This is a genomic window from Microcoleus vaginatus HSN003 (genome assembly GCF_022701255.1).
Taxonomy (GTDB): domain Bacteria; phylum Cyanobacteriota; class Cyanobacteriia; order Cyanobacteriales; family Microcoleaceae; genus Microcoleus; species Microcoleus vaginatus_B.
Genome location: NZ_CP031705.1, coordinates 4,822,097 through 4,848,709 on the forward strand (window position 1 = coordinate 4,822,097; position 26,613 = coordinate 4,848,709).

The window sequence follows — 26,613 nt, forward strand, 5'->3', positions numbered from 1 at the left end:
CAAGCGATCGGCTACAAGTTACATATCAGGTTTTCTGTACAATACCGGCAAGAAATTTAGCATGAATCTCGATTCACCTGTTCTCTCGGATAAACAGCCTTCGGGGCTGCGGATGGTCAGACCCATCGGAGTCTTGGCACTGCACGGCATTGCTTTTTTAGGAAATAGGTTGTTCGCTGTCGATCGCGCCGAAGGGCTGCTATTGGAGATCGATCTAGAAACTGACAACACTACAGTTTTAAATCCTTATCAAACGGCTAAGTTTGCGGGCGCAACCGGGCTGGCTATTTCGGAAGATACTCTCTGGTTTGCGCGGGATGAGGATATTTGTTGCTGTCGGGGCGCAATTCGGGACGGGGCGATCGCTGAACTCAAACCCGAACATTTTGTTTCCCTTCCTTATCCTGCTGACGGGATTGCTGTTTGGAAATCTACGCTTTATGTCACTTGCCAAAGATTGGGATCTATTCTGGTTTTTGACCTGCAAACTGGTAGGGAAATTACTCGGTTTTACGCTCCCGGTATAGGGGGGGAAAATATCACCGTCCGGGATGAGGAAATTTGGGTTTGCGACAAAATTGAGCAAACTGTTTACTGTTTGGAACGGGGAACTGGGGAGATTAAGTTTAGCGTTTTGACTCCCTTTGAGTCGCCTTCTGGTTTGGCTTTTCACAAGGATTCCGAAACCGGGGAGGAGGTTCTGTACGTGGCTTATGCCGGGGAGGAACTTTACATCCGGGATGACCCGAATTCGGAAGATCCTTTTCAGGTGACGAAGCGCGATCGCACTTTTATTCAGCCTTTGTATTTTCACTACAATGAAGCCGAGCGCTACGCTCTGTCAAACGGTTTTTTGATGGAAATGTCTTATGTGGAGGAACTGTCTCCTCTCGATGAGGTAGAAATCGAAAATTTGGAGTGGCGGATTGCTTTGCCTTCGGAAACTCATCGGCAAAAAGTAAGGAGTGTTACGCCGATCGGAATGCCTTTTACGGAGGAAATTCTGGAAGGGGAACGGGTGGCGGTGTTTAAGTTCGATCGCCTGCACCCTGGGGAACGCCGAATTTTTGGCTGGAAGGCTTTGTTAGAAGTTCGATCGATTAAGTATCAGGTGTCGCCTCGGGATGTCGAAAAGATTCCCAAGCTGTCGCCGGAGTTTGCAGCTAAGTATTTGGTGGATAATGACAATTTGGCGATGGATACAGAGATTGTGCGATCGGCTGCTGTGGCTGCCATTGGCTCAGAAACTAATATTCTGAGGCAGTTACTGAGCATTCGCAATTTTGTTTACGACCAACTTTCTTACGGGATTAGGCCTCACATTGACACTCCCGATATTGTATTACGCCGCGGCATCGGTTCTTGTGGCGAGTACGTGGGCTTGTTGTTGGCTTTGGCAAGGTTAAATCGGATTGCTTGCCGCACGGTCGGGCGCTACAAGTGTCCGGCTTTTGCTGACAGAAAAGGTGTGTCGCTGGAGCCAGATTTCAATCACGTTTGGCTGGAGTTTTACATTCCGGGTTTTGGCTGGGTGCCGATGGAATCTAATCCTGATGATATTCAAGACAGAGGCCCTTATCCTTTGCGCTTTTTTATGGGTTTGGCTTGGTATCACGTAGAAATTGGCAAGGGAATTCGGTTTCAAAGTCTCACGAGCGGCGGTCTTCCTTTAAACAAGGAGGATGTTTCCGTGGGGACTCTGGCAATTAATCATGTGAGGTTTACAATCTTGGAAGATTTGCCAGCAGTTTGAATCGAGTGTTAACAATTAACAGTTAGCCGTCAACATTCAACTGTTAATTGTTAACATTTTTAATCTAAAATCGAAAGTAGAAAATGTAAAATCAGAGGAAGAGGGGTTGTGGAATTTTCGATTGCTAATATTCTCGTTTTAGTTGCCTTTGTACTGCTGGTGACGGTGACTGGCGGGGTCGCTTATTTGACGGCGGTTGAATGGCGCGATCGCAGGCGGTTAGATAAGGCTAAACGGAAAAAAAAGTAGCGGTTTGCTGTTGACAAATTGCATTCTTTATGATAAAAAACAAGGCGACCAAACCAGGTCGCCTTGTTTTTTGATTTGACGTATTTTCACCGCAGAGGTGCAACGAAAGAGAAAATATAGGTGTAGCGCTTCAAAAAAATCTTATTGAATAGCCTTAATTGACCGATTTTTTCTACTTTTTATTTTTCCGCTTCCCTCCACCTGGTTTAGATAGGGTTCCCCGCAACAAATTACCTAAAGCATCATTACTTCTGTCATTAAAATCAAAATTATTTTTCCCAAACTCCTTTAATAACTCTCTCTGATATTTTTCATGTTCGCGGGGTGAAGAACCGGCACACGCATAAATAAATGCTTTCGCCGTATAACTTTTTTGCAGATGTCTCTTGAAAGTATTGTATGTATTAATTACTTGCTCTGTGGCATGACCTAAATCACTTATATTATCTTTTAATTCTACAAAACAGATAACGCGCTTGCTGTCTGTAGCGTAAAACACAATCAGGTCGCACATTTTTTGACCTTTTTCTGTTCCCCATAACAATTCACGCAGCTTGCAACCAGGATTTGATTTGTCATCTATGTTAAAAAAAAGTATTGTTTCGCCCGCTAGGGGTTTTACTTCTACGGAAGCTTTACTTTCCTTAAAAGCGGTTTGACCTGGAAGTAAACAGGAGGATAAAAGCAAATTTTCAAAAGGCATTAACTGTCTCTCAATCTTGAATTTTCAGTAAATTAGCATAAATGCGAGAAACATCATCAGACACTCGACCAAAAGTTTCCCAATTTATTGTACCTTCTTCACTGATAATGTTTGTGGCTGTTCCATCTTCAAACAAATAGACTGAAACTTTTTCTTGAGGAATAAAGGCATCAGTTCGTTCTAAGTAAAACATTTCTTTAATGCTATCGGGATCTTCATGTTTAGCGGCTTGCATCAGATTAGCAAGATGGTCAACAATGTACGGACTGTGGGTTGTAATTAAGACGTGCAACCCAGCATTAACTAACATCGCCAAGAATTCAGCAATTTCCACTTGAGCTGCGGGGTGTAAGTTCATTTCGGGTTCGTCAATTATCAGCAACTCATTGCGTTCTACTAAATAGCGCAAACAGAGAACTAATGGAGCTAGTTCTTTTACCATTGAGGAAACAATCGGCATCTCCAACTTAGTATTTTCTTCAGGTTGAAAAAGTAGTTCTTCTCGCAATTCGGCTGTCTCAAAACCAACGGTTCCTCGTAAAATCTCCTTTTCCAAAAAATCAGCCAACTTCACATATTCCCCTAGCTGGGGATTTTTATTGATTTCCTCTTCTCTGCGTTGTCTGTGTTCTTTTTGATAACTAAGTATAATCATGTTCAAAAAATTCTTTACTGGTTCAACTAAAGGCGTCCCTCTTTGTTCAAATTCAGATTGATCTGTGTCTGTTAAAAGTTCTTCAGTTCTAACTTCTCGACGTGGAAAAGGGCTAAATGGAAAAGTTATAAAAGCCGTTCTTTCAGTCGGAAATGTATATATATAATCATAAAAGGCTCTGTGGAGTATCTGGAAAATTTCCCGAACCACGAATTGCTTAATCGCTTTTCTAGGGAGCTTTTTCAAAATGTCTCCTTCTGAATAGAAGTATAGTATTCCATCTCCTGTTTCTTTAAGAGCATTTAGTAACCCTAAAGAAATTTTTCTCTGTACTGAAGCAGCTTTTATCCTTTCCAAAAACTCTGCCTTTGTTTCTGCTAAATTTAAATGTACTTGCAAATCATTAAAATTGGCTCGTTCCGTAGCCATAAACGATCGCATCCTGTTGGGAGCTAAACGAGCCACATCATTAATATAAGTTTCGGCATATTCATTAGCAAATTGAATAGCGTCAATTTGTGCATTACCTTCCTCAAAAAGCTGCTGAACTGCGCTATCTAAGGTTGGATATCCTTGTTGGGTGTTACCGTCAAGATAAGCTTTCAAGTAATGTCGGTATCCCTGCTGCCCAAAGATAGCTGACAAAGTGTATGCAGCCCAAGTTTTGCCTTCACCATTACCACCAATAAAAACAGTTAAAGGCTTCAAATCAATTTCAGCTTTTTCAATAACACCTAAGTTCTTAATTTCTACTTTCATTGAATATTTTCCTGTTGATAAACTATCAGATCGAGGGTACGATCGGCAGTGAGTTTTATTTATGTTTAGTTACTCAACTAATTCTACCAGGATTTGTAATTTATGCTCAAAATTAACATAAAGGAGAAATGCGACGCAATCGCGCCGCATTTCCCAACATCAGATCTAAGTCCACTGTCGGAAAAATGTATTTTCTTGCCAAGCGGCGGCGGTGCGTTTTTCAAGTGCTGCCATTTCTGTTGTGTTCAGGGGTTTGAATGCTTGGGCAACTTTAAAGTTTTCTTCTAATTGCTTTACTGACTCGGCGGCGATGACGCAGCAGTGCACGCCTGGAAGTGAAAGCGTGTAGCCCATTGCTTGGTGCATTCCATCTAAAACACCGTTCTGAAATAATTTGCCGTAAGCGGGTATTTTCATGGCTATGACGCCAATGTTTTTTGCTTTGGCTACTGGTAAAGCGCTGGTAACAAAGGAGCGCGGGTGATGTTTTTCGGCGGCGTTGAGGGAGATTAATGTTGTGTCGAAAGGATAGCGCTCCAAGCCGGCCACAATGATAGCAGGTTCGTGGTGTCCGGTGATGCCGGAAAAACGAATTATTTTTTGCTCTTTGGCTTCTTCGATCGCCTTTATTGCTCCTTTGGCACTGAAAATTTGGTCTAATTCGGCTTGGAATGAGACGTGGTGGAGTTGCCACAAGTCTAGTCGATCGGTTTTTAATCTTTTGAGCGATTGCTCTAAGTCTCTCCACGCGCCGTCTCTGTCTCTGGCGGAGGTTTTTGTGGCTAGGAATAGGCGCGATCGATATGGTGGCAAAACTTTGCCTAAGTTTTCTTCGCTGGGCCCGTACTCGGCCGCCGTGTCAAAATAGCGAATGCCTAGTTCGATCGCGCGTTCAATTTGCGCCGCTGCTTCTGCTTCTCTTCCCGGCTGCGACAGCGGTGTTTGTCCGGCCCCCCCAAACCGAAAATCGGCACTTTCACCCCGGTGTTACCTAACAGTCTTTCTGGCATTTTTACTGTGGCGGCCGCCTGGTTATTGGGTGCGGCTGCGATTTCCCCCTCCTGCTGTTCGATCGCCTTAGCACCTGCAATGCCGCTGGCAACAGCTATACTGCTCAATATAAAATTGCGGCGAGTCTTTTTGCGGGCCATTGTTTCCGTCTCCTCAGAATATGTGAGAGAAATTAACCGCGTTTTTGTTGGCACAATACATAAATTTTTACTGCAAATCGGATAATTTTCCCCCTCTCCGAGGGAGGAGATGGCCGGGGGAAAATTATCGATGTGCCGATCGACTATTGGTCAATTATCCATGTGCGAATCAGTTCGTTTATCTGTTCTGGTACTTCGTCGTGGGGACAGTGACCAGCTTTGATAAAGTGTTCTGTCAACTGCGGATAGTGTTTGCGAAATTTGGCGCTTCTTTCTGCGGAATTCATCCACGGATCGCCTTCTCCCCACAGCATTAGCAACCGGCAGTTTAATTGACTAAGTAATACGTCAATTTTTTCGCCTTGGGGTGTTCGGAATACGGAAGCGAATACTTTGGGGGCACCGGGATCGCAGGAGGGAAGGTAAATTTCTTCTACTAATTGGTCTGTGACGGCGCTTTGGTCGAGATAAACTTTTTCTAGGGTTTTCCGAATTGTCGATCGCTGGCGCACGTACTGGAACAGTAGAAAACTTGCCCAATCTTGCTGAAATAAAGTTTTAGCTACCGCAGAGATGGCTTTTTGCAAAGGCGGGGCTTCAGGTGCGGGCTGCGGTTCGCTGAAGGGGCCGGCGCTGTTGATTAGTATGAGTCCGGCTGCTGATTCGGGGCGCTGGGCTGCTACACACAAGGCGGCGTAGCCTCCGAGGGAGTTGCCGGCTAGTACGGCGGGTCGGCCGATGATGTTGGTGATAAAGTCGTGGAGTTGGTCGCGCCAGAGGTCGCCGCTGTACTGCAATTCGGGTTTTGCCGATCGCCCGAATCCGATCAGGTCGATCGCCCACACTTCAAAGTCTTTGCTCAGGCCGCTGATATTTTTGCGCCAGTGGTCTGTGGACGCTCCAAAACCGTGAATTAACAGCAGGGGAGGGCGTTCTGGATGCCGATCGCTGGATCGAACGTAGTATACTGAATGCCCCCGCCACTGCCAGTATGTGCCGGCGATGGGGGCTGTGGTGATGGCTGGGGTTGCTTGCATAATGTAAAGAAATAATTATTTACTTTAACTATTGTATCGCGACGCTCAGATTTATAAAGTTTGGCATCCGCGCTGGGGTTCCGCTAGCAAAGGATGCGTCAATGTGAGCGAGTTGAGATCTGGCGATATTCCGCACTCATGATTAATAACTTTTGTAACGAATATTGATTTTGTGAGGGGCGCAGCAATAGGAGATGTTTTGCCCGATCGCATTTGGCAGAATAAATCGGGTTTTGGCTGCAACATACCTAGGTATGATGATTGTGCTGTGTGGCGGTAAGAGATAGCTCTGGGGGGCTCGGTGCAAAGCTTGGCGGCGAGGGTCGAACCTGATTGGCGAGCGTTAAGGGATCGACTTTTTTATAGTTATTTCCGAGCTTTTCCAGGTGGGGATCGTTTGTTCAAAAGGTGTTGACGGCTTGGGGGATGAAGCGAACCTAAGCGTTGCGAGTTGGCAAAAGCTGAAATCAAAAATTTCGTGACCGGGAGAAGTTATAAGTAAAATTACTGATGGTTCTCTGCAGAAGTTTCTCAGAATCCCTGAATATTTTGTGACGTTGTTAGCTGTTCTTAATTGCTTTGATACTCTAAGATAGAAGTAGAGCTGCGCCGCTCAATTAATTAGCATTTTGAATACTAGGGAGCCAACTATGCAGGGTGTGAACTTTATCCACCTGAAAGTTAGGGAGTTTTCTGAGTGATTGCTATTTCACCTCGTCCCGTCGGACGCAATTGGATTACGATTAGCTTCGCTTCTACTCTATACCTTTGTCCTATTTTGGATCTGCTCCTAGCAGAGGTGCCAGATGTCTGGCAAGCGGAATTGCGGTTGGGGCTTCAAGAAGCTTTGGTAAATGCTGCTAAGCATGGAAACAAACTAGACCCCGGTAAAACTGTTGGAGTCCGTTTTTCGATCGTCCAAAACCAATATTGGTGGGTAATATCGGATGAAGGTTCTGGCTTTAATGCCCCTTGCAGTTGTAACCTTTATACCGATGATTGCGACAATCTCCTCGCAGAGGACGTTGCAGATAACTCTGGACTACCTAATGTGGAACAGGAATGTGGTAGGGGGTTGTTTATTCTTTACCAAATATTCGATCGGGTAGAGTGGAATTCTCAAGGTACAGAGTTACGGCTGTGCAAAGAACTTACCAGTCGCTACCGACTGCCTCGCTTGCGCTAGAACTGCTATTTGGCAGCAGTTTTCACCTCAGCTAGACCTGGAAAATTTTTCGTTCTTGGGCTGAAGTTTGCAGTGAGAATTTGAACGTTCGGGCTATTGATAGCTGATCATAATGCAAAATGTGAGTTTTGAGTTAAAAAAGTATAAATCTTTTGAACTCACAATCGCGCTGCTCGATCGAGCGGCGCGATTGTCTAATTTTTGAGCGACTAATCAAGCCAAAACTCAATACTCAAAACTCAAAATTATTTGCCGTGGGTGGGACAGGCAGGAGCAGATATCGATCGATCCAGCCATCCTGCTGCTTGTTTTAAGCGCGGGAGAGCTTCTTCTGGCTGTTTTTTGAGCAAAAAGACCAAAGCGGCCGCAGCTTGCTCTCCGGCCCGCGCGGAACGGTTGGCTTTGAGGCGGTGCCAATCTTTTTCGTGGATGGCGAGGCGCGCGGCTAGAGCTTGGGCTAGTTCTACCGTGCTCAGCTCGTTGAGGTTGACAGTTTGGGTTGTTTGTGTAGTTTCAAGCATAGGTGGTAAGGAAGAAGGAAGAAGGAAGAAGGAAGAAGGAAAATGCGATAAAATCAATGGTTTCAGCAATTAAAAACGTTTTAAATGCCGATAAAGTTGCTATACTTATGTCTATTTGGCTAGAGTTCCTTAATTTAGAAAATATACTGCATATAATAACAACTTAATTGGAAATCGGTTTTTTTTATTATTGTCAGGTTTGCAGATCGAAATGCCTCAACAGCCGTCAGATTTAAATCGAGAGACACCGGGAGATGATGAAAGTGAGTTTGTTCAAGCGCTCGCAGCAGTGGAGCGATCGCTCGCGGCACTGAAAGAACGGTACACTCAAATTCAGGTCGATCGACAGCGCCAAGTCGAACTCGGCCATCGGCGCGAAGAAATCCGCCAGTCCAAGCGCCAAAATCCATTGCCGCAACTCAAAAAAGAATTGCGGGAAATTGAGCAAGAATTGGAAACTATCGAGTTGAATTTAGAAAGCAGCCTGTTTTCTTGGGGAAGCATAAAACAACCTTTTTGGCAAGCAGTTCGCTTTGGGGGACTCGGTATTTTGATCGGTTGGATTTTGAAATCCTATGCAGGTTGAACTATGTTGGGATTTTTGATTTTTTTATTTACCGCAGAGGGCGCAGAGGACGCAGAGGAAGAGAAAAGAGAGAAAGATGGTGCAAAATAAATATTAAATAAATAGGAGTGGATATGACAAATCAACGAATAGCAGCAATTTTGCGCGCAGGTGAACCCGACGAAACTGTAACTGTTCAAGGTTGGGTTCGTACTAAGCGCGAATTGAAAGAATTTGCCTTTGTCGAAGTCAACGACGGTTCGGCCATGGCTAACTTGCAAGTAGTCATAAATTCCGATTTGCCAGACTTTGAAAATGTACTGAAACAACTGAATACAGGTGCATCTCTAGAAGTGTCGGGAGTGCTGGTAGCGTCTCCAGCAAAAGGACAGCGAATTGAGTTGAAAGCCTCACAAGTACAAGTTTACGGCGATGCAGACCCGCAAACTTATCCGCTGCAAAAAAAGCGCCATTCCTTTGAATTCTTGCGGACAATCGCGCATTTGCGGCCGCGCACAAACACGCACGGTGCTGTCTTTCGAGTGCGAAATGCTTGTTCAGCGGCGGTACACCAATTTTTTCAAGAACGCGGTTTTTTGTGGGTTCATACTCCGATTATTGCTGCTACTGACTGCGAAGGGGCGGGGGAAATGTTCGCCGTTACCAACTTTGATTTAAAGAATGTGCCGCGCACTGATTCGCAAGACGTTGATTATGCTAAAGACTTTTTTGGAAAGCGCGCCTATTTAACAGTTAGCGGCCAGTTGGAAGCGGAAGTTATGGCGATGGCTTTCGGAAATGTTTACACTTTTGGCCCGACTTTCCGAGCGGAAAATTCTAATACTTCGCGGCATTTGGCCGAGTTTTGGATGATTGAACCGGAGATGGCTTTCTGCGATTTGCAGGGAGATATGGATTTGGCTGAGGCGTTTTTAAAGTACATTTTTAAATACGTTTTGGATCGTTGCCCGGAAGATATGGAGTTTTTCAACGAGCGCATTGACAAGACGGTTTTGGCTACGGCTGAAAATATCATTAATAATCAGTTCGAGCGGATTACTTATACCGAGGCGATCGCACTTTTGGAAAAAGCCGACAAAAAGTTTGATTTTCCGGTCAGTTGGGGCTTGGATTTGCAGTCGGAACACGAGCGTTATTTGGCTGAGGACTTGTTTAAAAAGCCGACAATTGTCAGCGATTATCCCGTCGGGATTAAAGCATTTTATATGCGTTTAAATGAGGACGAGAAAACCGTGCGAGCAATGGATGTTTTGGCTCCTAATATTGGGGAAATTATCGGGGGTTCGCAGCGGGAAGAAAGGCTGGATGTGTTGGAGCGGCGCATGGAAGCGCAGGGTATGAATAAGGAGGAATTGTGGTGGTATTTGGATTTGCGCCGCTACGGTACTGTGCCTCACGCTGGGTTTGGTCTGGGATTTGAGCGGTTAGTGCAGTTTATGACGGGAATGGGGAATATTCGGGATGTGATTCCGTTTCCCCGAGCACCTTTGAGCATTGATTTTTAGCAAAACGTAGGGACACTCCAAGAGCCCATTGGTGTCAACTTAACGTCAAACGTAGTATCAGTCTGCTGTCGGACGATTAAGCCTCGATCCCCCCTAGCCCCCCTTAAGAAGCTATGCCTTACTCACATCTTTCTTAACAAAGGCGCTCCGGCTCAAGCCGGAGCGACCTCCGGGCGCTCGCTCCCTTGGAGTAGGATTGACAACCAGGAACCGAATCAAGTAAGCCTGAAATTACGGTATCAGAGGCGAGTGAGGAACTATGACGGCAGAATGGGCAGTAGCAGAACTACAATTTGCTTGTTTAGGCGATCGGCGTCGCCAGAAAAGACTGGTGCGAATTGTCTCAGACTTAGCCTCACAGCCCCATGCCACTGTGCCACAAGCATCAGGGGATTGGGCAGCCACCCAAGGGGCTTATGACTTTTGGTCATCTCCACGAGTCTCGTCAGATGCGATTCGCCAAGCCCACCAAAGAAGTACCATCGAACGAATCAAAGTACACCCAATGGTTCTGGCGATTCAGGACACCACAGAACTGAATTTCACCCACCATCCCAGCAAGAAAGGAATGGGACACTTGGATAGTGCCACCAGTCGGGGTCTGAAAGTTCACTCAGTATTTTGTAGCTCTGCCAATGGAGTACCATTAGGAGTGTTGCACCAACAAGTATGGGCGCGAGATCCTGCGACTATTGGTAAGAAGCATTCCAGAAATCAAACCGAAACCAAAGACAAAGAAAGCCAACGTTGGTTAACAGCTCTTGATGCGACCCAGAAGGTGATGCCAGAATCAATTACTGTACTAACGGTAGCCGATCGCGAAGCCGACATCTATGACTTTTTAGCGACTGAAAGACCTGAGAATTCTCAGTTGTTAATTCGCGCCTATCACAACCGTCAAGTCAAGAACTCTGATGGTACAAAAGAAGTAGAGCGACTACAAGGTGCGATCGCCAAAGTACCGATCGCCGGACAACTGGACTTGGAATTGCGAGCTAATCCGCAGCGAGAAGCTCGTAAAGCGACTCTGAACCTGCAGGCTACAACAGTCGAAATTCTACCTCCTCAAAGCCACCCTCACCACCAAAATTTACAGCCGCTGACAGTGCAAGTGATTCTGGCTAGTGAAAACAACCCACCGACCACAGAGAAGCCTGTAAGCTGGTTGTTATTGACCACCTTGCCCATTAATGGTTTCTCTGATCTTGTCCAGTGCTTACGCTGGTACAGTTACCGTTGGTTAATCGAACGCTATCATTACGTTCTTAAAAGTGGATGCGGTTTAGAACAGCTACAATTAGAAACTGCCGAGCGCATCGAACGGGCAATCTCAACCTACACAATTGTGGCATGGCGGTTATTGTGGATGATTTACGAATCTCGTCATCATCCTGAGCTGGGAGGGGACACCATTCTCGAAACCCATGAATGGCAAGCACTTTACTGCACAATTCATGGGACTCCTATCCCTAGTGAATCACCCCCAACTTTAAGTAATTGCATTCGTTGGATTGCAAAATTAGGTGGATTTTTAGGACGTTCATGTGATGGTGAACCGGGTGTCAAGACCCTGTGGCGAGGCTGGCAACGTTTGCATGACATTGCTGGTACATGGAAATTAGTTTCCACCCATTCCCCCCCGGATGTCAAGCCTGATTTTGTTAAGAAAGATGTGAGTAAGGCATAGCTTAATAAGGGGGGGACAAGAATATTCTCAAAGTCCCCCTTCTTAAGGGGGATTTAGGGGGATCTAGACTCAGCTAAAAGCGATATTTATCAAGGGTTTTAGGCTGAAGTTGACACCAATGGGCGAAAGCCCGCGTCCCTACCTGAAAACAGAGGAATGCAAGCCTTTGTTACCGATTAAGTCGCGGGGGGAATTGTGATATCAACAGATTGCACTTTCACCGAAGTTCCCAAACTAGATAACGGCGGTTGAATTGCCGCACTATTTCCCACTACTAATGTTACCAAATTCTCCGGTTTCAAGTAAGTCTGAGCTACGCGCTGCACGTCGGCAATTGTTGCTGCTTCGATGCTGCGGCGGTAGCGAAAAATGAAATCTTCGGGATAACCGTAGTATTCGTAGCGCATTAATCGCGACAAAGTTTGAGTGGGATCTTCAAATTTGAAGATGAAAGAATTGAGGGTGGAATCTTTAGCAAAAGCTAATTCTGCCGGGGTAATTGGTTCGGTGCGGATACGATCGATCTCGGCGCGAATGGCCTGGATAAATGGTACTGTGGCATCCGATCGCGTTTGGCCTCCTGCGACAAACACCCCCGGAAAGTCAAACCTCGGACTCCAAGCTGCGTATACTGAATAAGCTAAGCCTTGGCGCGATCGCACATTATTAAACAAACGACCACCGAAACCGTTGAGAACCCCATTCATCACGTCCAAAGCACCGTAATCTGGACTGCTGAGCATTCCGCCCAAATGTCCCATTTGCACGTAACTTTGACTTAATTGTGGCTGATTTACCAAAAATATGCCGCCGCCATTTGCTGGCGATACCTTTGGTAGTGCAGGCACTTCTGCACTTTGACTCGGTTGCCAGTTGCCGAATTTTTGCTCGACTAGCGATCGCATTTTAGCTGTATCAAAATCGCCAGAAATACCCAAAATCATATTCTTGGGATGGAAATATTTTTGGTAGAAACTCACCAAATCGTCGCGGGAAATATTGGCGAGGGTTTTGTATTCTACCGTGCGCGCGTAAGGACTGCGCTCGCCGTAAATTAATTTTTGAAACTCGCGGCCGGTAATACCGTTAGGATCGTCATTGCGGCGGGCGATCGCACCTTGAGTTTGGTTCTTCGCTAAATCCAACTTTTCCTGAGCAAATATTGGCTCCCGAATCACTTCCGCAAATAAGTCAAACACGGGTTCCACATCTTCAGCTAAAGCACTAAAATTAGCCGTACCAGAAGCAACATCAATCCCCGTTTCTACCGAAGCTGCTCGCTGTTCTAACAACTGATTTAATTCATCAGCCGTATGCCAGCTCGTGCCGCCAGTTCGCATCACTTCTCCCGTCAAACCTCCCAATCCAATTTTATCGGCAGGTTCAAAACGCTCGCCCGTGCGAAATAGCGCCGTTCCCCCGACTAACGGGAGTTCCCGGTCTTCCATCAGATACACTCGGATGCCATTTTTCAGCTCGAAGCGAGTGTATTTAGGCAGTTTAATTTCGGCCAGCGGGGGAAATGTTAATTCGTCGTAGTGTTTGGGGGCCGCCGCAAAGGAAGGTAACAAATTAAACGTGCCAAGTGAAACAGTAAAAAAGCAAAGCGATAGCAGAAATAACTTTACTTTTTTCAGTCTCAATTTAGTCCTTTTCATCCTTTCTCCTAAGTTTTTTATTGTGACAATTCTACAGCGAGGCCTAGCCTCTGGATCTGCGTTCCCAGGCTCTACCCAAGGCGTGACAACTTAACGTTAAACCAACCGTCTCTCTTGTTTGTCGCGAACTGCGAGATCCCCCCTAACCCCCCTTATTAAGGGGGGGACAAGAGTGTTCTCAAAGTCCCCCTTTTTAAGGGGGATTTAGGGGGATCTAGACTCGAATAAAAGCGACATTTATTATGGGTTTTAGTCTTAAGTTGTCAGGAATGGGCAGAGTCGGGAAACGAGTTTTCCTCCTTCCTTCTTCCTTCTTCCTTCTTCCTTCTTCCTTCTTCCTTCTTCCTCCTTCCTTCTTCCTTCTTCCTTCTTCCTTCTTCTTACAGTGGCAAAAGCTTACCAATCGTGCGATTTTCCGGGCGGAAAGTGGCCTGAGCGACACGCTGAATGTCAGCGGGAGTAACAGCCGCGATCGCATCCAATTCCTTGAACAAATTTTGCCACGAACCAGTTTTTACTTGATAGTCCACCAGCGCAAATGCCATGCCCATATTAGAATTGAGCGATCGCAATAAATCGGCTCTCGCCTGAGTTTTCACTCGCTCCAATTCCAAAGCAGAAACCGGCTCTGTTTTCAGGCGCTCTATTTCCTTGCTCAAAGCAGCAGCTACTTCATCAACCGTGCGGCCCGGAGCAGTTTGAGCGTAAAATAACATCAAATTCGGATACTTTTCCCCCGGATAACCGCTGAAACCTTGAGCCGCCAGCGCCAATTGCTGCTCTTCTACCAAAGATTTGTAAAGCCGAGAAGTGCGGCCATCGCTGAGCAAAGAACCAATCATTTCATAAATCGCATTGTCGGGATGATTCATCGCCGGTTTGTGGTATCCTTCCAAATACCAAGGTTGAGTTTTTAATTGCAGCGTGACTTCCTTAGTTTGCGTTTGGGGAGGTTCGACAATCTGCAATTCGGGAGGGGCTGGTTTCGCCTTGTAACGGCCGAAATAAATTTGAGCGAGTCGCTTCACCTCCGAAGCTTTCACGTCTCCTACCACAGCCACAGTCAGCTTGCTGGGGACGTAGTGAGTCTCGAAAAACTTCTGCACGTTGCTGCGCGTGAGGTTTTTAATGTCTTCACTGTAGCCAATTACGGGGCGGCGGTAGGGATGAGCAGAGAAAGCTTTGTTAGCAAAAAGTTCCACCATTTGTCCGATCGGAGAATTCTCGGTTCGCAGCCTGCGCTCTTCTAAAATTACCTGTTTTTCTTTGTAAAATTCCCGAAATACTGGTTCTAGAAATCGCTCGGATTCCAGCGACATCCACATTTCTAACTTATTAGCTGGGAGGCTGTAAAAATACATTGTGGCGTCGGTGGAAGTAGCGGCATTTAGTCCCACTCCACCTGCTTGTTCCACTATTTTGCCGAGTTCATTGCGCTTGACAAATTGCGAAGCTTCGGCTTCAACTTTGTCAAATTCTGCTTTTAATTGGGCGACTGCTTCAGTTTTGCCGCTGGCCTTGGCTGCTTGCATTTGCTCGAAGAGTTGGTCTTGTTTTTCTAGCAGCGGCTTTTCGGCTTGGTAGTCGGTAGTGCCGATTTTGGGCGTGCCTTTGAAGGCTAAATGTTCGAGATAGTGAGCGACACCGGTTTGACCGTCGGGTTCGTTTGCGCCGCCCACATCGGCGTGAATCAGAAACGATGCTACGGGCGCTTTGGGCCTTTCGAGTACGATGAATTTCATGCCGTTGTCGAGCTTAAATTCGCTGACTTGGCTGATTACTCGATCGAGCGATGGTTGAACAGAGACTGTTTGGGAGCCGCTAGCGGGGTTGGGGCGGGCGAGGGCGATTTCGGGAGAAATGCCCCACCACAGCAGTACAGCGGCCAGCAGGGAGGCGATGAATCGAGTTTGGCGATCGGGCGATTCCCTACGGGATAGCTTCGCTTCACGGGGTTTTTGGAACTGCGGGGTCATTCGATTTTTGATTTTTGATTTTAGATTTTGGATTGTCAAACAAAAAATGTTTGTGCCCGGCGGCCAGAGATTCTTTTTTAAGGATAAAGATTTTTGGAGGCATAAGCGATCTGTTGCGTCCCAGATGTTAGGCTGATACAGCAAATTTCAAAAAGGGTCTGGGGCCCGGCGAGGAGTTTTAAGTTTGGGATTAAAGCCGCGCACAACTTAAAACTTAACATTATTTAGCCCTTCAGTCCCGAACCCGTAGTTACAAGTCGCCAATTACCGATTGCAAAGCCATGCGAATTTTTAATCAGTCTCCTCCTTCTGAAACAGAAACCAAGAAGCGGATTTTACAAGCCGCTCAGCGCTTGTTTGCCCGCAGCGGATACGACGGCACGACAACTCGCGATTTAGCCGCGGCGTCGGGGGTGGCAGAGGGTACGCTATTTCGGCATTTTGATAATAAAAAAGCGATTTTGATTGAGGTAGCGACGGAAGGATGGGTGGAGTTGCTGACAGATTTGCTGACCGAATTGAGCGAGATGGGCAGTTACAAAGCAGTGGCTCAGGTGATGCGGCGACGGATGCTGAATATCCGCGAGAATAGCGACATGATGCGGGTGTGTTTTTTGGAGGCGCAATTTCACCCGGATTTGCGCGACAGAATTCAGTTGGAAGTCATCGGAAAAATGAGCGATGTTGCTGAGGCTTTTTTTGAAACGGCGATGGAAAAAGGAGTTTATCGGAAGATGAATCCAAAGATTGTCGCTCAGGTATTTTTGGGAATGTTTGCAGTTGCAGGTTTCAGTCAAAATACAATTATGGAGCCGAATGCTTCACCGCAGGAAATGCAGGAAATGGCTGAAGGACTCGCAGATATTTTTCTGAATGGGGTTTTACAGAAAGATGAATAATTAGTCATTAGTTATTGGTCATTAGTCATTTGTTGGTTGTTATTTGTGCGTTAGTGGTGATTGATTATTATAACCAATCACCACCAACCAATCACAATCACAATCACAATCACAATCACAATCACCAGTTACTCTATAAACTCGTACATCTTTTGCACCCACTTCTCCCGATTATCCTGCCATTCATCCGTCACTACTTCCCAAGTTGTATTGCTTTCAAGTTCCAGCAATAGACTCGATACTTCTTCCAACGTCGATGCTATATGACATTCTTCTACCCAACTTTCACGGATCATTTTCCAGAGACTTTGTACCGCTTCTCGCTGAAAATTTGATTCTAATTCAACTAGCAATTTGGCTAGGTGTTTTTCGTCACTTGCTGCTGACACCTCGCTCATCCAACAGTTGCGACGTTCTTTCCATTTTTCCGTCACTGCGTCCCAGTTTAGGTGAGCTTGAAACTCTAACAGTAATTGGTTTAGTTCTACCATATTAAATTTTGTCTTGTTTCCAGCTTGTGCTATTTTTGTACAAATTTTATTGATTTAGACGGTTGGTTTTTTATAATGAGCGATGTGGCTGAGGCTTTTTGGGAAACGGCGATGGAAAAACAAGTTTATCCAAAGATGAATCCGAAGATTGTCGCTCAGGTATTTTTGGGAATGTTTGCAGTCGCGCCCTTCAGTCAAAATACGATTATGGAGCCGAATGCTTCTCGGCAGCAAATGCAGGAAATGGCTGAAGGACTCGCAGATATTTTTCTGAATGGGGTTTTGCTGAAAGATGAAGAATTAGTGATTAGTCATTAGGAAATTTTAGAGCCTGGAAACGCATATTTGCAGGCTCTAAATCCTCAAAACTACTCCTTAAACTTGTGCATTTCCTGTACCCATTTCTCGCGCTTCTGCTGCCATTCCTCGGTCACCGATTTCCAATTGGTATTGGTTTCAAGTTCCAACAATAAACTTGATACTTCTTGAACAATCGATGCTCCCATACATTCTTCTACCCAACGGTCCCGACGCTCTTGCCACTGAATATCTACCGATTCCCACTGCAAGTTAGATTCCAATTCAACTAGCAATTTTGCTAGATATGTCATGTTAACTGATGCTGCTACATCGCTAACCCAACTGTCCCGGCGCTCTATCCATTCTTTTGTCACTCCTTCCCATTTGAGGTTGCTTTCAAACTCTAACAGTAACTGATTTAGTTCTACCATCTTAAATGTTGCATTTGTTGTAGTTTGCGCTACAATTATACCAAAATTATCAGTCAACAGAGTGTTAAGTTTTTTTTAAGATTGCGGTCGCAGTGAAACTACAGAATAGATAACTGAATAATGAGCGATGAATTTACTTTAGATATGCTAGACATTCCCAGCGGTTGGACGCGGGGCGAAGGTGACTGGACAGGAGTGGCGGCCGCTCTTGCTAGAGGGGAAACTGTCGAAGTAATTCAAGAAGTTGGTTCTACTTTGTGGCAAAACAGTCTGCCAGAAAAACATTCTTTGTATTGGGATGGGGAAAATCTATCAACTATCAAAGCCAGAATTTGGATTAGTTTCACCCAGAGAAGATTTTCGCCGGAATCTGCTTTGCCAAAGGTTCAGTGGCATCCGAGAGTGTTGTGGATAGGGATAGGTTGTGAACGCGGAACAGGGCGAGAATTAATCGAAACTGCGATTAAACAAGTATGCCGTGCTTATCATTTAGCCGAAAGCGCGATCGCAGGGATTGCTACAATAGACACTAAAGCAGGTGAAATCGGATTGTTAGAACTTTGTCAAGAGCGACATTGGCCGTTACAAACCTTTGCTGCTGACATTTTAAGTTCCGTAGAAGTCCCCAATCCTTCAAATATTGTAGCAAAAGCAGTCGGGACGCCCAGCGTAGCAGAAGCTGCGGCACTTTGTGCGATCGAACGGATGTCTTGTACCATTCTCAACAACAGCCAAGATGCGTGTTCCACCAAGAGTCAATCTGCTTGTGGGGTGGGCATCCTACCCGCCCGTGAACAGCTTTTAGTCCCTAAACAGATATTTCGCAGCAAAAATCCCCCCCTTTCACAAGGAGGGGCTAGGGCGGGTTCTGCGGTAACAGTAGCGGTTGCAGTTTGCCCGATCGAGTATCTGGGATAATGTATTACTGAGACAAAGTATTGGCATTCACAAATCGACCAATTACCCCAGAAACGAATGACAACACAATGGAACCCACCAAAGCCGGCCAAAAACCGCCAACCACAAAGCCGATATTGAACGCACCCGCCAACAACGAAGCCAGGGAAAGCGAAATTGCATTCACAACGAATAAAAACAAACCTAAAGTAATAATTGTCAAAGGCAGCGTCAGCAAAGTAAGAATCGGTCTGACAACCGCGTTCACCAATCCGATAACAACAGCAGCCAGCATCGCCGCCGGAAAGCTAACCACCGCAATACCTGGTACAATGTTAGCGGTAATGATTAGCGAAACCGCTGCTACTATCCAAGTTAAGAAAAAACTTACCATATCTTTTTTTCCATCTCCATCACTATTAATTAAGATTGTAACTGTTTAGTCGATCGACTAAAGTTCGGGATACACTACGAAATACCCACCTTGCGAGAATATCAGACTTATGAAACTCCGGCAACTAGCAGCATTCCTTTTGGCGCTAACTATCTTCATCCTGCCGCAGCCAGCCCAGGCTCAATCTAAATATTACGCTCCGCCGTTGTCCTTTAGCAACGCCGAACTAACAAGACGCGATTTTTCGGGTCAAATGCTGCGGGCCGCTGAGTTTTCTAACGCTAATATGGACTTGACTAATTTTTCTAATGCCGATTTGCGGGGAGCAATTATGAGCGCTTCGGTGATGACTCAGGCGAATTTGCACGGCGCAGATTTAACTAATGCAATGATAGATCAAGTTAAATTTACTAAGGCCGATTTAAGTGATGCAATTTTAGCAGAAACAATTTTGCTGCGTTCTACTTTTGAGGGTGTAGATATCACCGGCGCTGACTTTACCGACGCAATTATGGACGGCTCACAAGTTAAAGAATTGTGCACAACAGCCAGCGGTATTAATTCTCAAACAGGGATTTCTACTCGTGATTCCTTGGGATGCCGCTGATTTATTTTATAATTCCATAATTTCAATTTGTGGAACGGGCCGGAGAGCCCGTTTAGGGCGGGCTAGAAGCCCACCCCACAATCAATAAATACAACAAATAAATTTGTTTGTGGGACGGGCCGGAGAGCCCGTTTAGGGCGGGCTAGAAGCCCACCCCACAATCAATAAATACAACAAATAAATTTGTTTGTGGAACGGGTTCTCAGGCCCGTTCCTGACAGCCTCAACCAAATTTACTAAGGCTTTGCTTTTTTCTGAGCAGCCGCATAATGCTCACTCATTAACTGATTAACTTCTGGATTGTAAATCCGCAGATAATTCCAGTAATTCTCAAACACCGATTTTACGTATCCTTTCGTTTCAGGAAACGGAATCTTTTCCGCAAAAGCATCCGGATCACTAAAATTAAACCTCTTCAACCAATCTGATACTGCCGTCGGCCCGGCATTATAACTCGCGACAGCTAACATCGAGTTATTCTTGTACTCGTCGTGAGTGTGATCCAAATACCACGTACCGAGTTTAACGTTGTCGTCCACATTCTCCAATGAATACTTTTTGAGGCTGATTTGAGCGGCAACCCAAGCTGCTGTTTCCGGCATTACTTGCATTAAACCGGTGGCGCCAACTGAGGATTTGATTGCGGGCATAAACCGCGATTCTTGCCGGATTAATGCTGTTACTAATACTGGATTTAATTTGCGTTCTTGCGACCATTTGACAATGGTTTCTAAGTAAGGAAAAGGATAAAGTGCTTGCCAATAAATCGGTTGCTGTCTCAGAGCGAGGTATTGGGTTCTATCATCTGGTTTGTCTCGCTGCCGCAAACTACCAACCATCCACAAACCGTCTAAATTGTCTCCAACTCCTACTCGCATTAAACCGTCGGTAAACTGTTCCGCAATACTTGGTTCTACGCGATCGATAAATTCTACTTGCCATAGCGTCCAGGCATCTCTATCTTGACCTAATTGATAGAGTTCTTTCAACGCAGGAGAACCGGCGGTTGGTTCGGGGCGCTGAGGTGGTCGCACTACGTTGGGAGACAAATCTCGGACTGTGGTAAAGTCGCCTACGGGCCAGCCGAGAAGTACAGCCGATCGCCACGCAAAATATGATTCGGGATAACGTAAGAGAGTGTATTCAAATGCAGTCTTGGCGTCTTGTTGGCGGCCGAGTTGCTGTGCCCATTTTCCGACCCAAAATGCTGCTTCTGGAGCTTGTTCGCTGTCGGGATTGTGGGTGGTTAATTCTCTTGCCCACTGCCAAGCTGATTTTAAATCTCCGCCTTTGGCAAACTGCTGGGCGATCGTCCACCGCAATTCGGCTGCTTTATCAGAATTATTGTACTTTGTCAAGAGCAACTTGCGGGTATCTGAGGCGGATTGACCGCTGCGTGCTTTGTCGAGAAGTTGGGATTTATCTAACAAAGCTTCGGGGGCATAATTGGGGAATTTGCTAATAACTCGATCGAGCAAAACGATCGCTTCTTTTGGTTCGCTCAGCCGCGATAGCCGAATTAAACCCATACCAGTATCTTCGGCATCGGGAAACTGGCGCACTAATTCTTGATAGGCAATTCTCGATTCCGGGATTTTTCCGTCGAGCCACAAACCGCGAGCTTTTCGGTAAAGATTCTTGGGGTTGCGGGGAGCTTTCCCGTAAGCAATAGCTCCTTTGCCGTAATCTTGTTTTTCCCAATAGCCAAAGGCAATTTCTTCCCAATCTTCCGGTTTTAAAGTGGCGCTGTTTCGCTGCACCAGTTGTTCCAAAATTGTCCCGTAGTCTTTGACATAATGACCGTATTTTGCTACGAGCAGCATCAACTGCCGCTGATTGGGATTTTCTTTTAACTTGCGGAGGGCAATTTCTACACTGCGGGGATGAGCGGGAAAGTCAGTAATTGCCTGTTGCCAATATTCCGGTTTTGACTTGCCTAAAACATATAAAGCTTCCGCTGCTACGGGGTCGTTTGGATAGTTTTTGAGCAGTTCCTCCCAAGCTTTTTGGGCTTTGCCTTTGTCGCCGCTCAATTGGTAGGCTTCCGCTCTTTTTAGGGCAATGTGAGCCGCTAAAACCGGATATTCTTGCTCTAATTTGTCCAATAAGTTTAATGCTTTGGCGGCATTTCCTTGCTGGATTAAATCGCTGGCAAGCAGGTAGCGGGCGCGGCTTTGAGGGGAGATTTGCTGCTGCGAGTTTGTACTTGCAGACTCAGTAGCTGCGAGTTCAACTAATTTTGCCGATCGCTCGCTCGGTGACAGCGACACCAGCATCTTGACTTGCGATTCGGAATTGGCTGCCTCTAGGGGCTGCTCGGCCTTCTGGAATGAGCCCAAACCCATCAATTTCATCACAGCAACCAAAGAGCCGATCGCAATAACGCAAACTGAAACGCTGATTAAAACAGAAAATCGGGCCCGGCGTCGTTTTAGCATGGGAAAATTTAAGAGAATAAGATATAGAGAACCGATCGTTTGTCAAGAGCTATCACAGGCAGGATGGGTGTTCCACGCCATCACAGGCAGGATGCCTGTTCAACGAGAAATAAATGTTAACAGTGGGGCAAAAAGGGACAGCCGACCCCCAAACAGATGATTGAGATGGGTGGAAGATCCAATCGCAGGCGGACTTGGCTGATATAGTAGCAGAATTTATTTCGATGTGGAGCGAAGAATTTGTGCGATCGATCTATTTACCCGCACAAAGGAAAAACGACAAACCACCAAGTACAAAGTACAATCAAAAATCTAAAATCTAAAGTGTAAATCAAAACATGGAATTTCTAGTCACCGATACGCCCCGCTCTGTTTGGACCGGAGACGCCTTGGCAATTGGTCTATTTGAGGATGGCTTGGAACTCACGGGCGAGCTGGCACAATTAGATGAAAAGCTGGCAGGCACTTTGAAAGAACTGCTACTGGAAGTAGATTTTAAGGGCAAAGTGGGTACTAGCGCCATCACCCGCGTCGGCGGCAATAATCCCATTCGCAAAATTGCGATCGTCGGTTTGGGCAAAACAGAGGACTTAAAATTAGACACCGTGCGGCAAGCAGCAGGCGTTTGCGCCAAGTTAGCCAAAAAAGAGAAATGCAAAACCCTTGGAATTAGCTTTCCGGTATGGAAAAACGCCCCGGATCTTACAGCAAGCGCGATCGCCGAAGGTGTAGAACTTTCCTTGAATCAAGACAACCGTTTCAAATCGGAACATGAAGACAAAAGCCCGCAACTCGAACAAATTCATTTGCTCGGTTTTGCCGGTACCGAAAGTGCGATCGCCCGCGCCCGCCAAATCACTGCCGGAGTCATTTTAGCACGGGAATTAGTCGCAGCGCCGGCAAATTTTGTCACCCCGATTACCATGGCCGAAACCGCTCAAAGTCTGGCTGCAGAATGCGGTTTAGAATTAGAAATACTGGAGCGGGAAGACTGCGAAAAACTAGGCATGGGAGCCTTTCTCGGCGTAGCCCTAGCATCAGATTTACCACCTAAATTCATCCATTTAACTTACAAACCCGAAGGCACACCGCGCCGCAAAATAGCAATTGTGGGCAAAGGATTGACGTTTGATTCTGGGGGTTTGAACATCAAAGGTGCGGGCAGCGGCATTGAAATGATGAAAGTAGATATGGGCGGCGCTGCGGCTACTTTCGGAGCAGCAAAGGCGATCGGACACATCAAACCCGATGTGGAAGTTCACTTTATCAGCGCCGTCACTGAAAACATGATCAGCGGCCGCGCCATGCGCCCTGGAGACATCCTTACAGCTTCCAACGGCAAAACAATTGAAGTCAACAATACCGACGCTGAAGGTCGTTTAACCCTGGCTGATGCTTTGGTATTTGCTGATAAATTGGGAGTTGACGCGATTGTCGATTTAGCAACTCTAACCGGGGCCTGCGTAATTGCTTTAGGCGACGATATCGCGGGTTTGTGGAGTCCTCAAGATAGCGTCGCCGCCGAAATAGTCGCAGCCTCAGAATTGGCCGGCGAAAAATTTTGGCGGATGCCGATGGAAGAGAAGTATTTTGAGGGCTTGAAAGCATTGCACGCCGACATGAAAAACACAGGCCCACGTCCCGGCGGTTCGATTACGGCGGCGCTATTTTTGAAGCAGTTTGTGAAGGATACTGCTTGGGCGCATTTAGATATTGCCGGCACGGTTTGGACTGACAAAGAAAATGGCTACAATGGCCCGGGGGCTACCGGTTTTGGAGTTCGGACTTTGGTGCAGTGGGTGCTGGGCGGCGCTTAATTGTGGATTCCGAGCGCAAAAATTGAGATTTTCTCTGCCTTAAAAGTCTGCTAGTCCATTTGTGAGCCAGGGGTTAAAAACCCCTGGCTCACTGCTATAAGTAATCTAAAAGAAAATTTAATAGTGATCATTAAAAATTTAAATGTTGCTGAAGCAATCAGTAGGCAAACCTATCTATTCCGTCACAGGGAGCAACGTAAGCGTTGCGAGCCGTGACGCTCGCTCGGGCTCATACTTCGGGAAAGCTTCGATCCCAAAGCCTAACCGAGACAGTTTTGACATTCCTTTACAAAATAGCTGTTTCATAAAAAATGAAAAAAGTATATAATTATGTAAATATTTCACTAGCCAAAATCAAATAATTAGATTTGATCGGATTTGCATTGGTACAGATAACTTTTTTCTTGAACTTCATGCAAGAACAATTAACAGTTTTTTTTTCACCACTTGCTGTATCTTCCGCACTCGGCTGCAACGCGGTACCTGAGTTGCGACTGTACGCGGTGTTTGATTCGCTGACGGCACTGGCTTATTGCTCGATCGCCCTCTCTTTAGTTTATTTTAGCCGCCAAGGTTCTCACCGCAAGATTTTCCGGGTGTTTGCGGTTGTTTTTTTTGCCTGGGGCGCTGCTAAATTGACGGAAGTTTGGACGCTTTGGCATTCCATATATTGGCTGTCGGTAACTCTCAAAGCTGCAAGTGCTTTGATTTCTTTGCTTTTAGCCGCAGTCGCTCTCGCTCTCATGCCGAAAGCACTTGCAGATTCGGGTTTAAATCACAAAGAAAATCTTCAACAACTGCCGTTAAAAGAGGTAGAAAAAAACCATCACCCGCATGATATCAAAAAAGGAGAATTGGCAAAACCATCACTCAACTTTTCCCCTTCAGATACTATTGTCGATCGCGCTTTAGATATCAATTCGCTTAACGAACAGTTAGAAAAAGAAATTGCCGATCGCCACCGAGTTGAGGAAAAGTTGCAACTGACTCAGTTTGCGATCGACCGATCGGCAGATGCGATATTCTGGATCGGGCCTGACGGTAAATTTTTGTACGTCAACGACGCTGCTTGCACTTCATTGGGATATTCTACCGCTGAATTGCTCTCGATGACCGTGCACGACATCAATCCCGATTTTCCCCAAACTGCTTGGAGTTTGCACTGGAAAGTATTAAAACGCTGCGGTTCGGTTAATATTGAAGTTCACCACCTCACTAAGTACGGTCGCATTTTTCCGGTAGAAATTACGATCGACCATTTGGAATTTAACGGCAAAGAATATCAGTGCGCGTTTGCTCGCGACATTAGCGAACGCAAGCAGATTGAGGCAACTTTGCGAGAAAGGGATGAAGAATTTAGGTCATTAGTTTCGAGCATTCCCGGTGCAGTTTACCGTTGCAGTGCAGCAGGGCGATCGAGCGTAACTTTTATCAGCAGTGGCATAGAAGCTATTTCCGGCTATCCCGCAGCTAACTTTATGCAAAAACCGGTGCAGGCTTTTCCGAGTATAGTTTATCCCCAAGACGCTGAGTATATCGATAAAATTATCGACCAGGCTATTAAGACAAAACAACCTTACACGCTCGAATATCGCCTGATTCACTGCGACGGAAATGTGCGGTGGGTTGCAGAGAAAGGTCAAGCCATTTTCAACGCAGCAGGTCAAGTTTTATCCCTCAACGGTGCGATTTTTGATATGACAGAGCGCAAAGCAGCGGAGGATGCTTTGCGGCTCTCTGAGGCGATCGCCAACAACAGAGCCCAGCAGCTAGAAATCGCTCTCAAAGAACTCCGAGAAACTCAAGCTCACCTCATTCATACCGAAAAAATGTCAAGTCTCGGTCAAATGGTAGCTGGAGTAGCTCACGAAATTAATAACCCTGTCAGTTTTATCTACGGCAATATTTCCTATGCCAGCCAATATATCAGAGACTTGTTGCAGCTTGTGGAACTTTACCAAAAACACTATCCTCAGCCCGTGGTAGAAATTCAACAATGTATTGATAATATCGATTTAGAATTTCTGAGAGAAGATTTAGTAAAAATATTATCTTCCATGAAAATGGGAGCCGATCGCATTCGCGAAATAGTTCTGAGTTTGCGAAACTTCTCGCGTTTAGACGACTCCGTAAAAAAACCTACTAACCTTCACGAAGGCATAGATAATACCCTCTTAATATTGCACAACAAACTCCGAGCCCGAGGCGACTATCCCGAAATAAAAATAATCAAAGATTACGGTCAACTCCCTTTAATAGAATGTTATGCAGGTCAGCTAAATCAGGTATTTATGAATCTGCTTAGCAACAGTATTGACGCCTTGGAAGATGCTTGCAACCAAAAAAGGCGATCTGCGGCGGTGGGCGACGATTGGAAACCAACTATTAGCATTCGCACAGAAGCCCTGAACGAAAATAGTATTTGCATCCGCATTGCCGATAATGCGATCGGCATGACAGAAGACGTGCGGAGCCGATTGTTTGACCCGTTTTTCACGACAAAACCGATGGGAAAAGGCACCGGTTTGGGGTTAGCCATTAGTTACCGAATTGTGGTGGAAAAACACGCCGGAGCCTTGAGCTGCCGTTCCGTCATAGGAGAAGGTACGGAATTTGCGATCGAAATTCCTTTATGAATTAGTACGATTGTCAAGTAGGCTGTAAAAAAAATTCACTTTTCAAAAAAAATCCAAAAATTGGCTATAAATTACCAACGTAATAATCAACATGGCAGTGAAATCGTAAATTCTGTACCTCGACCTAAAGTTGAGTTGACTTCTAGCATACCAGAGTGTTTCTCAACTACAATCTGCCGTGCGATCGCCAAACCCAATCCCGTGCCTTTACCCACACCTTTAGTTGTAAATCAATGATCGCATATCTTTTGTGTTACTTCCCAACGGGCGTAGCAGT

General features: G+C 45.8%; 25 protein-coding genes and 1 pseudogene. 12 read left to right on the forward strand and 14 right to left on the reverse strand.

Annotated elements, in window-relative coordinates:
• Nucleotides 1-61: 61 nt before the first annotated feature.
• Both D0A37_RS20960 and D0A37_RS20965 read left to right on the forward strand, forming a co-directional pair.
• A complete protein-coding gene (locus D0A37_RS20960) occupies nucleotides 62-1,753 on the forward strand; it encodes a transglutaminase domain-containing protein (protein WP_242725679.1) in 1,692 nt (563 codons plus the stop codon).
• A 108-nt stretch (nucleotides 1,754-1,861) separates the two neighbouring features.
• Entirely contained in the window at nucleotides 1,862-2,002 is a 141-nt protein-coding gene (locus D0A37_RS20965) for a hypothetical protein (RefSeq protein ID WP_242717219.1), read from the forward strand.
• 172 nt (nucleotides 2,003-2,174) lie between these two features.
• Here D0A37_RS20965 and D0A37_RS20970 read toward each other — a convergent pair whose 3' ends face one another.
• The 5 genes from D0A37_RS20970 to D0A37_RS20985 form a co-directional block, all read right to left on the reverse strand.
• Nucleotides 2,175-2,705, reverse strand: a complete 531-nt coding sequence (locus D0A37_RS20970; RefSeq protein WP_242717221.1) for a hypothetical protein — start codon at nucleotides 2,703-2,705, stop codon at nucleotides 2,175-2,177.
• Nucleotides 2,706-2,715: 10 nt separating this feature from the next.
• The gene (locus D0A37_RS20975) at nucleotides 2,716-4,119 is read right to left on the reverse strand and encodes an AAA family ATPase (protein ID WP_242717223.1); all 1,404 of its coding nucleotides are present in this window, start codon (nucleotides 4,117-4,119) and stop codon (nucleotides 2,716-2,718) included.
• A 165-nt stretch (nucleotides 4,120-4,284) separates the two neighbouring features.
• Nucleotides 4,285-5,055 carry an aldo/keto reductase gene (locus D0A37_RS20980; RefSeq protein WP_445242554.1) on the reverse strand — a complete coding sequence of 257 codons (771 nt, stop codon included), beginning with the start codon at nucleotides 5,053-5,055 and terminating at the stop codon, nucleotides 4,285-4,287.
• Nucleotides 4,995-5,324 (reverse strand): hypothetical protein, encoded by a 330-nt coding sequence (locus D0A37_RS29540; RefSeq protein WP_445242423.1) that lies wholly within the window; start codon nucleotides 5,322-5,324, stop codon nucleotides 4,995-4,997. Before D0A37_RS29540 ends, D0A37_RS20980 begins: the two co-directional genes overlap by 61 nt.
• A gap of 89 nt (nucleotides 5,325-5,413) precedes the next feature.
• Nucleotides 5,414-6,307 (reverse strand): alpha/beta fold hydrolase, encoded by an 894-nt coding sequence (locus D0A37_RS20985; RefSeq protein ID WP_242717225.1) that lies wholly within the window; start codon nucleotides 6,305-6,307, stop codon nucleotides 5,414-5,416.
• A gap of 697 nt (nucleotides 6,308-7,004) precedes the next feature.
• On the opposite strand from D0A37_RS20985, the gene D0A37_RS20990 reads away from it, so the two are divergent.
• The gene (locus tag D0A37_RS20990) at nucleotides 7,005-7,493 is read left to right on the forward strand and encodes an ATP-binding protein (RefSeq protein ID WP_242717227.1); all 489 of its coding nucleotides are present in this window, start codon (nucleotides 7,005-7,007) and stop codon (nucleotides 7,491-7,493) included.
• A 245-nt stretch (nucleotides 7,494-7,738) separates the two neighbouring features.
• On the opposite strand, the gene D0A37_RS20995 is transcribed toward D0A37_RS20990, so the two are convergent.
• Nucleotides 7,739-8,014 carry a DUF6439 family protein gene (locus D0A37_RS20995; RefSeq protein WP_242717229.1) on the reverse strand — a complete coding sequence of 92 codons (276 nt, stop codon included), beginning with the start codon at nucleotides 8,012-8,014 and terminating at the stop codon, nucleotides 7,739-7,741.
• Nucleotides 8,015-8,225: 211 nt separating this feature from the next.
• Between D0A37_RS20995 and D0A37_RS21000 the strand changes: the two genes are divergently transcribed.
• From D0A37_RS21000 to D0A37_RS21010, 3 genes are all read left to right on the forward strand, one after another.
• Complete coding sequence (locus D0A37_RS21000) at nucleotides 8,226-8,600, forward strand: sll0565 family protein (RefSeq protein WP_242717231.1); 375 nt, start codon at nucleotides 8,226-8,228, stop codon at nucleotides 8,598-8,600.
• A 113-nt stretch (nucleotides 8,601-8,713) separates the two neighbouring features.
• Nucleotides 8,714-10,105, forward strand: a complete 1,392-nt coding sequence (gene asnS / locus D0A37_RS21005) for an asparagine--tRNA ligase (RefSeq protein ID WP_242717233.1) — start codon at nucleotides 8,714-8,716, stop codon at nucleotides 10,103-10,105.
• 259 nt (nucleotides 10,106-10,364) lie between these two features.
• Complete coding sequence (locus D0A37_RS21010) at nucleotides 10,365-11,792, forward strand: IS4 family transposase (protein ID WP_242715793.1); 1,428 nt, start codon at nucleotides 10,365-10,367, stop codon at nucleotides 11,790-11,792.
• Nucleotides 11,793-11,968: 176 nt separating this feature from the next.
• Here D0A37_RS21010 and D0A37_RS21015 read toward each other — a convergent pair whose 3' ends face one another.
• From D0A37_RS21015 to D0A37_RS21025, 3 genes are all read right to left on the reverse strand, one after another.
• Nucleotides 11,969-13,450 (reverse strand): M16 family metallopeptidase, encoded by a 1,482-nt coding sequence (locus D0A37_RS21015; RefSeq protein WP_242717235.1) that lies wholly within the window; start codon nucleotides 13,448-13,450, stop codon nucleotides 11,969-11,971.
• 214 nt (nucleotides 13,451-13,664) lie between these two features.
• Entirely contained in the window at nucleotides 13,665-13,853 is a 189-nt protein-coding gene (locus D0A37_RS21020) for a hypothetical protein (protein WP_242717237.1), read from the reverse strand.
• The gene (locus tag D0A37_RS21025) at nucleotides 13,831-15,426 is read right to left on the reverse strand and encodes a M16 family metallopeptidase (RefSeq protein ID WP_242717239.1); all 1,596 of its coding nucleotides are present in this window, start codon (nucleotides 15,424-15,426) and stop codon (nucleotides 13,831-13,833) included. The genes D0A37_RS21020 and D0A37_RS21025 overlap by 23 nt, the downstream gene beginning before the upstream one ends.
• A gap of 281 nt (nucleotides 15,427-15,707) precedes the next feature.
• On the opposite strand from D0A37_RS21025, the gene D0A37_RS21030 reads away from it, so the two are divergent.
• Complete coding sequence (locus tag D0A37_RS21030) at nucleotides 15,708-16,325, forward strand: TetR/AcrR family transcriptional regulator (protein ID WP_242717240.1); 618 nt, start codon at nucleotides 15,708-15,710, stop codon at nucleotides 16,323-16,325.
• A gap of 128 nt (nucleotides 16,326-16,453) precedes the next feature.
• Here the strand turns inward: D0A37_RS21030 and D0A37_RS21035 are convergent, their stop codons facing one another.
• Nucleotides 16,454-16,816 (reverse strand): hypothetical protein, encoded by a 363-nt coding sequence (locus D0A37_RS21035; protein WP_242717241.1) that lies wholly within the window; start codon nucleotides 16,814-16,816, stop codon nucleotides 16,454-16,456.
• Nucleotides 16,817-16,891: 75 nt separating this feature from the next.
• Between D0A37_RS21035 and D0A37_RS21040 the strand changes: the two are divergent.
• Nucleotides 16,892-17,134 (forward strand): annotated as a pseudogene (locus D0A37_RS21040) (TetR/AcrR family transcriptional regulator); the annotation flags it as partial.
• A gap of 50 nt (nucleotides 17,135-17,184) precedes the next feature.
• Here D0A37_RS21040 and D0A37_RS21045 read toward each other — a convergent pair.
• Nucleotides 17,185-17,547 (reverse strand): hypothetical protein, encoded by a 363-nt coding sequence (locus D0A37_RS21045; RefSeq protein WP_242717242.1) that lies wholly within the window; start codon nucleotides 17,545-17,547, stop codon nucleotides 17,185-17,187.
• A gap of 120 nt (nucleotides 17,548-17,667) precedes the next feature.
• On the opposite strand from D0A37_RS21045, the gene D0A37_RS21050 reads away from it, so the two are divergent.
• Complete coding sequence (locus tag D0A37_RS21050; RefSeq protein WP_242717243.1) at nucleotides 17,668-18,465, forward strand: cobalamin biosynthesis protein; 798 nt, start codon at nucleotides 17,668-17,670, stop codon at nucleotides 18,463-18,465.
• Nucleotides 18,466-18,469: 4 nt separating this feature from the next.
• On the opposite strand, the gene D0A37_RS21055 is transcribed toward D0A37_RS21050, so the two are convergent.
• A complete protein-coding gene (locus D0A37_RS21055) occupies nucleotides 18,470-18,838 on the reverse strand; it encodes a phage holin family protein (protein WP_242717244.1) in 369 nt (122 codons plus the stop codon).
• Between the two features lie 109 nt (nucleotides 18,839-18,947).
• Here D0A37_RS21055 and D0A37_RS21060 point away from each other — a divergent pair, with 109 nt between their 5' ends.
• Nucleotides 18,948-19,445: a pentapeptide repeat-containing protein gene (locus D0A37_RS21060; protein WP_242717245.1), complete on the forward strand. Its 498-nt coding sequence runs from the start codon at nucleotides 18,948-18,950 to the stop codon at nucleotides 19,443-19,445.
• 236 nt (nucleotides 19,446-19,681) lie between these two features.
• On the opposite strand, the gene D0A37_RS21065 is transcribed toward D0A37_RS21060, so the two are convergent.
• Complete coding sequence (locus D0A37_RS21065) at nucleotides 19,682-21,883, reverse strand: transglycosylase SLT domain-containing protein (protein WP_242717247.1); 2,202 nt, start codon at nucleotides 21,881-21,883, stop codon at nucleotides 19,682-19,684.
• A gap of 338 nt (nucleotides 21,884-22,221) precedes the next feature.
• Between D0A37_RS21065 and D0A37_RS21070 the strand changes: the two genes are divergently transcribed.
• Together D0A37_RS21070 and D0A37_RS21075 are read left to right on the forward strand one after the other, a co-directional pair.
• On the forward strand, nucleotides 22,222-23,700 hold the full coding sequence (locus D0A37_RS21070) for a leucyl aminopeptidase (RefSeq protein WP_242717249.1): 1,479 nt from the start codon (nucleotides 22,222-22,224) through the stop codon (nucleotides 23,698-23,700).
• Between the two features lie 413 nt (nucleotides 23,701-24,113).
• Nucleotides 24,114-26,336 carry a PAS domain-containing sensor histidine kinase gene (locus tag D0A37_RS21075; protein ID WP_242717251.1) on the forward strand — a complete coding sequence of 741 codons (2,223 nt, stop codon included), beginning with the start codon at nucleotides 24,114-24,116 and terminating at the stop codon, nucleotides 26,334-26,336.
• An 86-nt stretch (nucleotides 26,337-26,422) separates the two neighbouring features.
• Here D0A37_RS21075 and D0A37_RS21080 read toward each other — a convergent pair whose 3' ends face one another.
• Nucleotides 26,423-26,551, reverse strand: coding sequence for an ATP-binding protein (locus D0A37_RS21080; protein ID WP_242717253.1), 129 nt, complete (start codon nucleotides 26,549-26,551; stop codon nucleotides 26,423-26,425).
• Between the last annotated feature and the right edge of the window lie 62 nt (nucleotides 26,552-26,613).

Bases quoted from the DNA above. Each gene is read 5' to 3' on its own strand.
- D0A37_RS20960 (WP_242725679.1), top strand. From the start codon at position 62: ATGAATCTCGATTCACCTGTTCTCTCGGATAAACAGCCTTCGGGGCTG.
- D0A37_RS20970 (WP_242717221.1), bottom strand. From the start codon at position 2,705: ATGCCTTTTGAAAATTTGCTTTTATCCTCCTGTTTACTTCCAGGTCAA.
- D0A37_RS20975 (WP_242717223.1), bottom strand. From the start codon at position 4,119: ATGAAAGTAGAAATTAAGAACTTAGGTGTTATTGAAAAAGCTGAAATT.
- D0A37_RS20985 (WP_242717225.1), bottom strand. From the start codon at position 6,307: ATGCAAGCAACCCCAGCCATCACCACAGCCCCCATCGCCGGCACATAC.
- D0A37_RS20995 (WP_242717229.1), bottom strand. From the start codon at position 8,014: ATGCTTGAAACTACACAAACAACCCAAACTGTCAACCTCAACGAGCTG.
- D0A37_RS21000 (WP_242717231.1), top strand. From the start codon at position 8,226: ATGCCTCAACAGCCGTCAGATTTAAATCGAGAGACACCGGGAGATGAT.
- asnS (WP_242717233.1), top strand. From the start codon at position 8,714: ATGACAAATCAACGAATAGCAGCAATTTTGCGCGCAGGTGAACCCGAC.
- D0A37_RS21010 (WP_242715793.1), top strand. From the start codon at position 10,365: ATGACGGCAGAATGGGCAGTAGCAGAACTACAATTTGCTTGTTTAGGC.
- D0A37_RS21015 (WP_242717235.1), bottom strand. From the start codon at position 13,450: ATGAAAAGGACTAAATTGAGACTGAAAAAAGTAAAGTTATTTCTGCTA.
- D0A37_RS21025 (WP_242717239.1), bottom strand. From the start codon at position 15,426: ATGACCCCGCAGTTCCAAAAACCCCGTGAAGCGAAGCTATCCCGTAGG.
- D0A37_RS21030 (WP_242717240.1), top strand. From the start codon at position 15,708: ATGCGAATTTTTAATCAGTCTCCTCCTTCTGAAACAGAAACCAAGAAG.
- D0A37_RS21035 (WP_242717241.1), bottom strand. From the start codon at position 16,816: ATGGTAGAACTAAACCAATTACTGTTAGAGTTTCAAGCTCACCTAAAC.
- D0A37_RS21045 (WP_242717242.1), bottom strand. From the start codon at position 17,547: ATGGTAGAACTAAATCAGTTACTGTTAGAGTTTGAAAGCAACCTCAAA.
- D0A37_RS21050 (WP_242717243.1), top strand. From the start codon at position 17,668: ATGAGCGATGAATTTACTTTAGATATGCTAGACATTCCCAGCGGTTGG.
- D0A37_RS21055 (WP_242717244.1), bottom strand. From the start codon at position 18,838: ATGGTAAGTTTTTTCTTAACTTGGATAGTAGCAGCGGTTTCGCTAATC.
- D0A37_RS21060 (WP_242717245.1), top strand. From the start codon at position 18,948: ATGAAACTCCGGCAACTAGCAGCATTCCTTTTGGCGCTAACTATCTTC.
- D0A37_RS21065 (WP_242717247.1), bottom strand. From the start codon at position 21,883: ATGCTAAAACGACGCCGGGCCCGATTTTCTGTTTTAATCAGCGTTTCA.
- D0A37_RS21070 (WP_242717249.1), top strand. From the start codon at position 22,222: ATGGAATTTCTAGTCACCGATACGCCCCGCTCTGTTTGGACCGGAGAC.
- D0A37_RS21075 (WP_242717251.1), top strand. From the start codon at position 24,114: ATGCAAGAACAATTAACAGTTTTTTTTTCACCACTTGCTGTATCTTCC.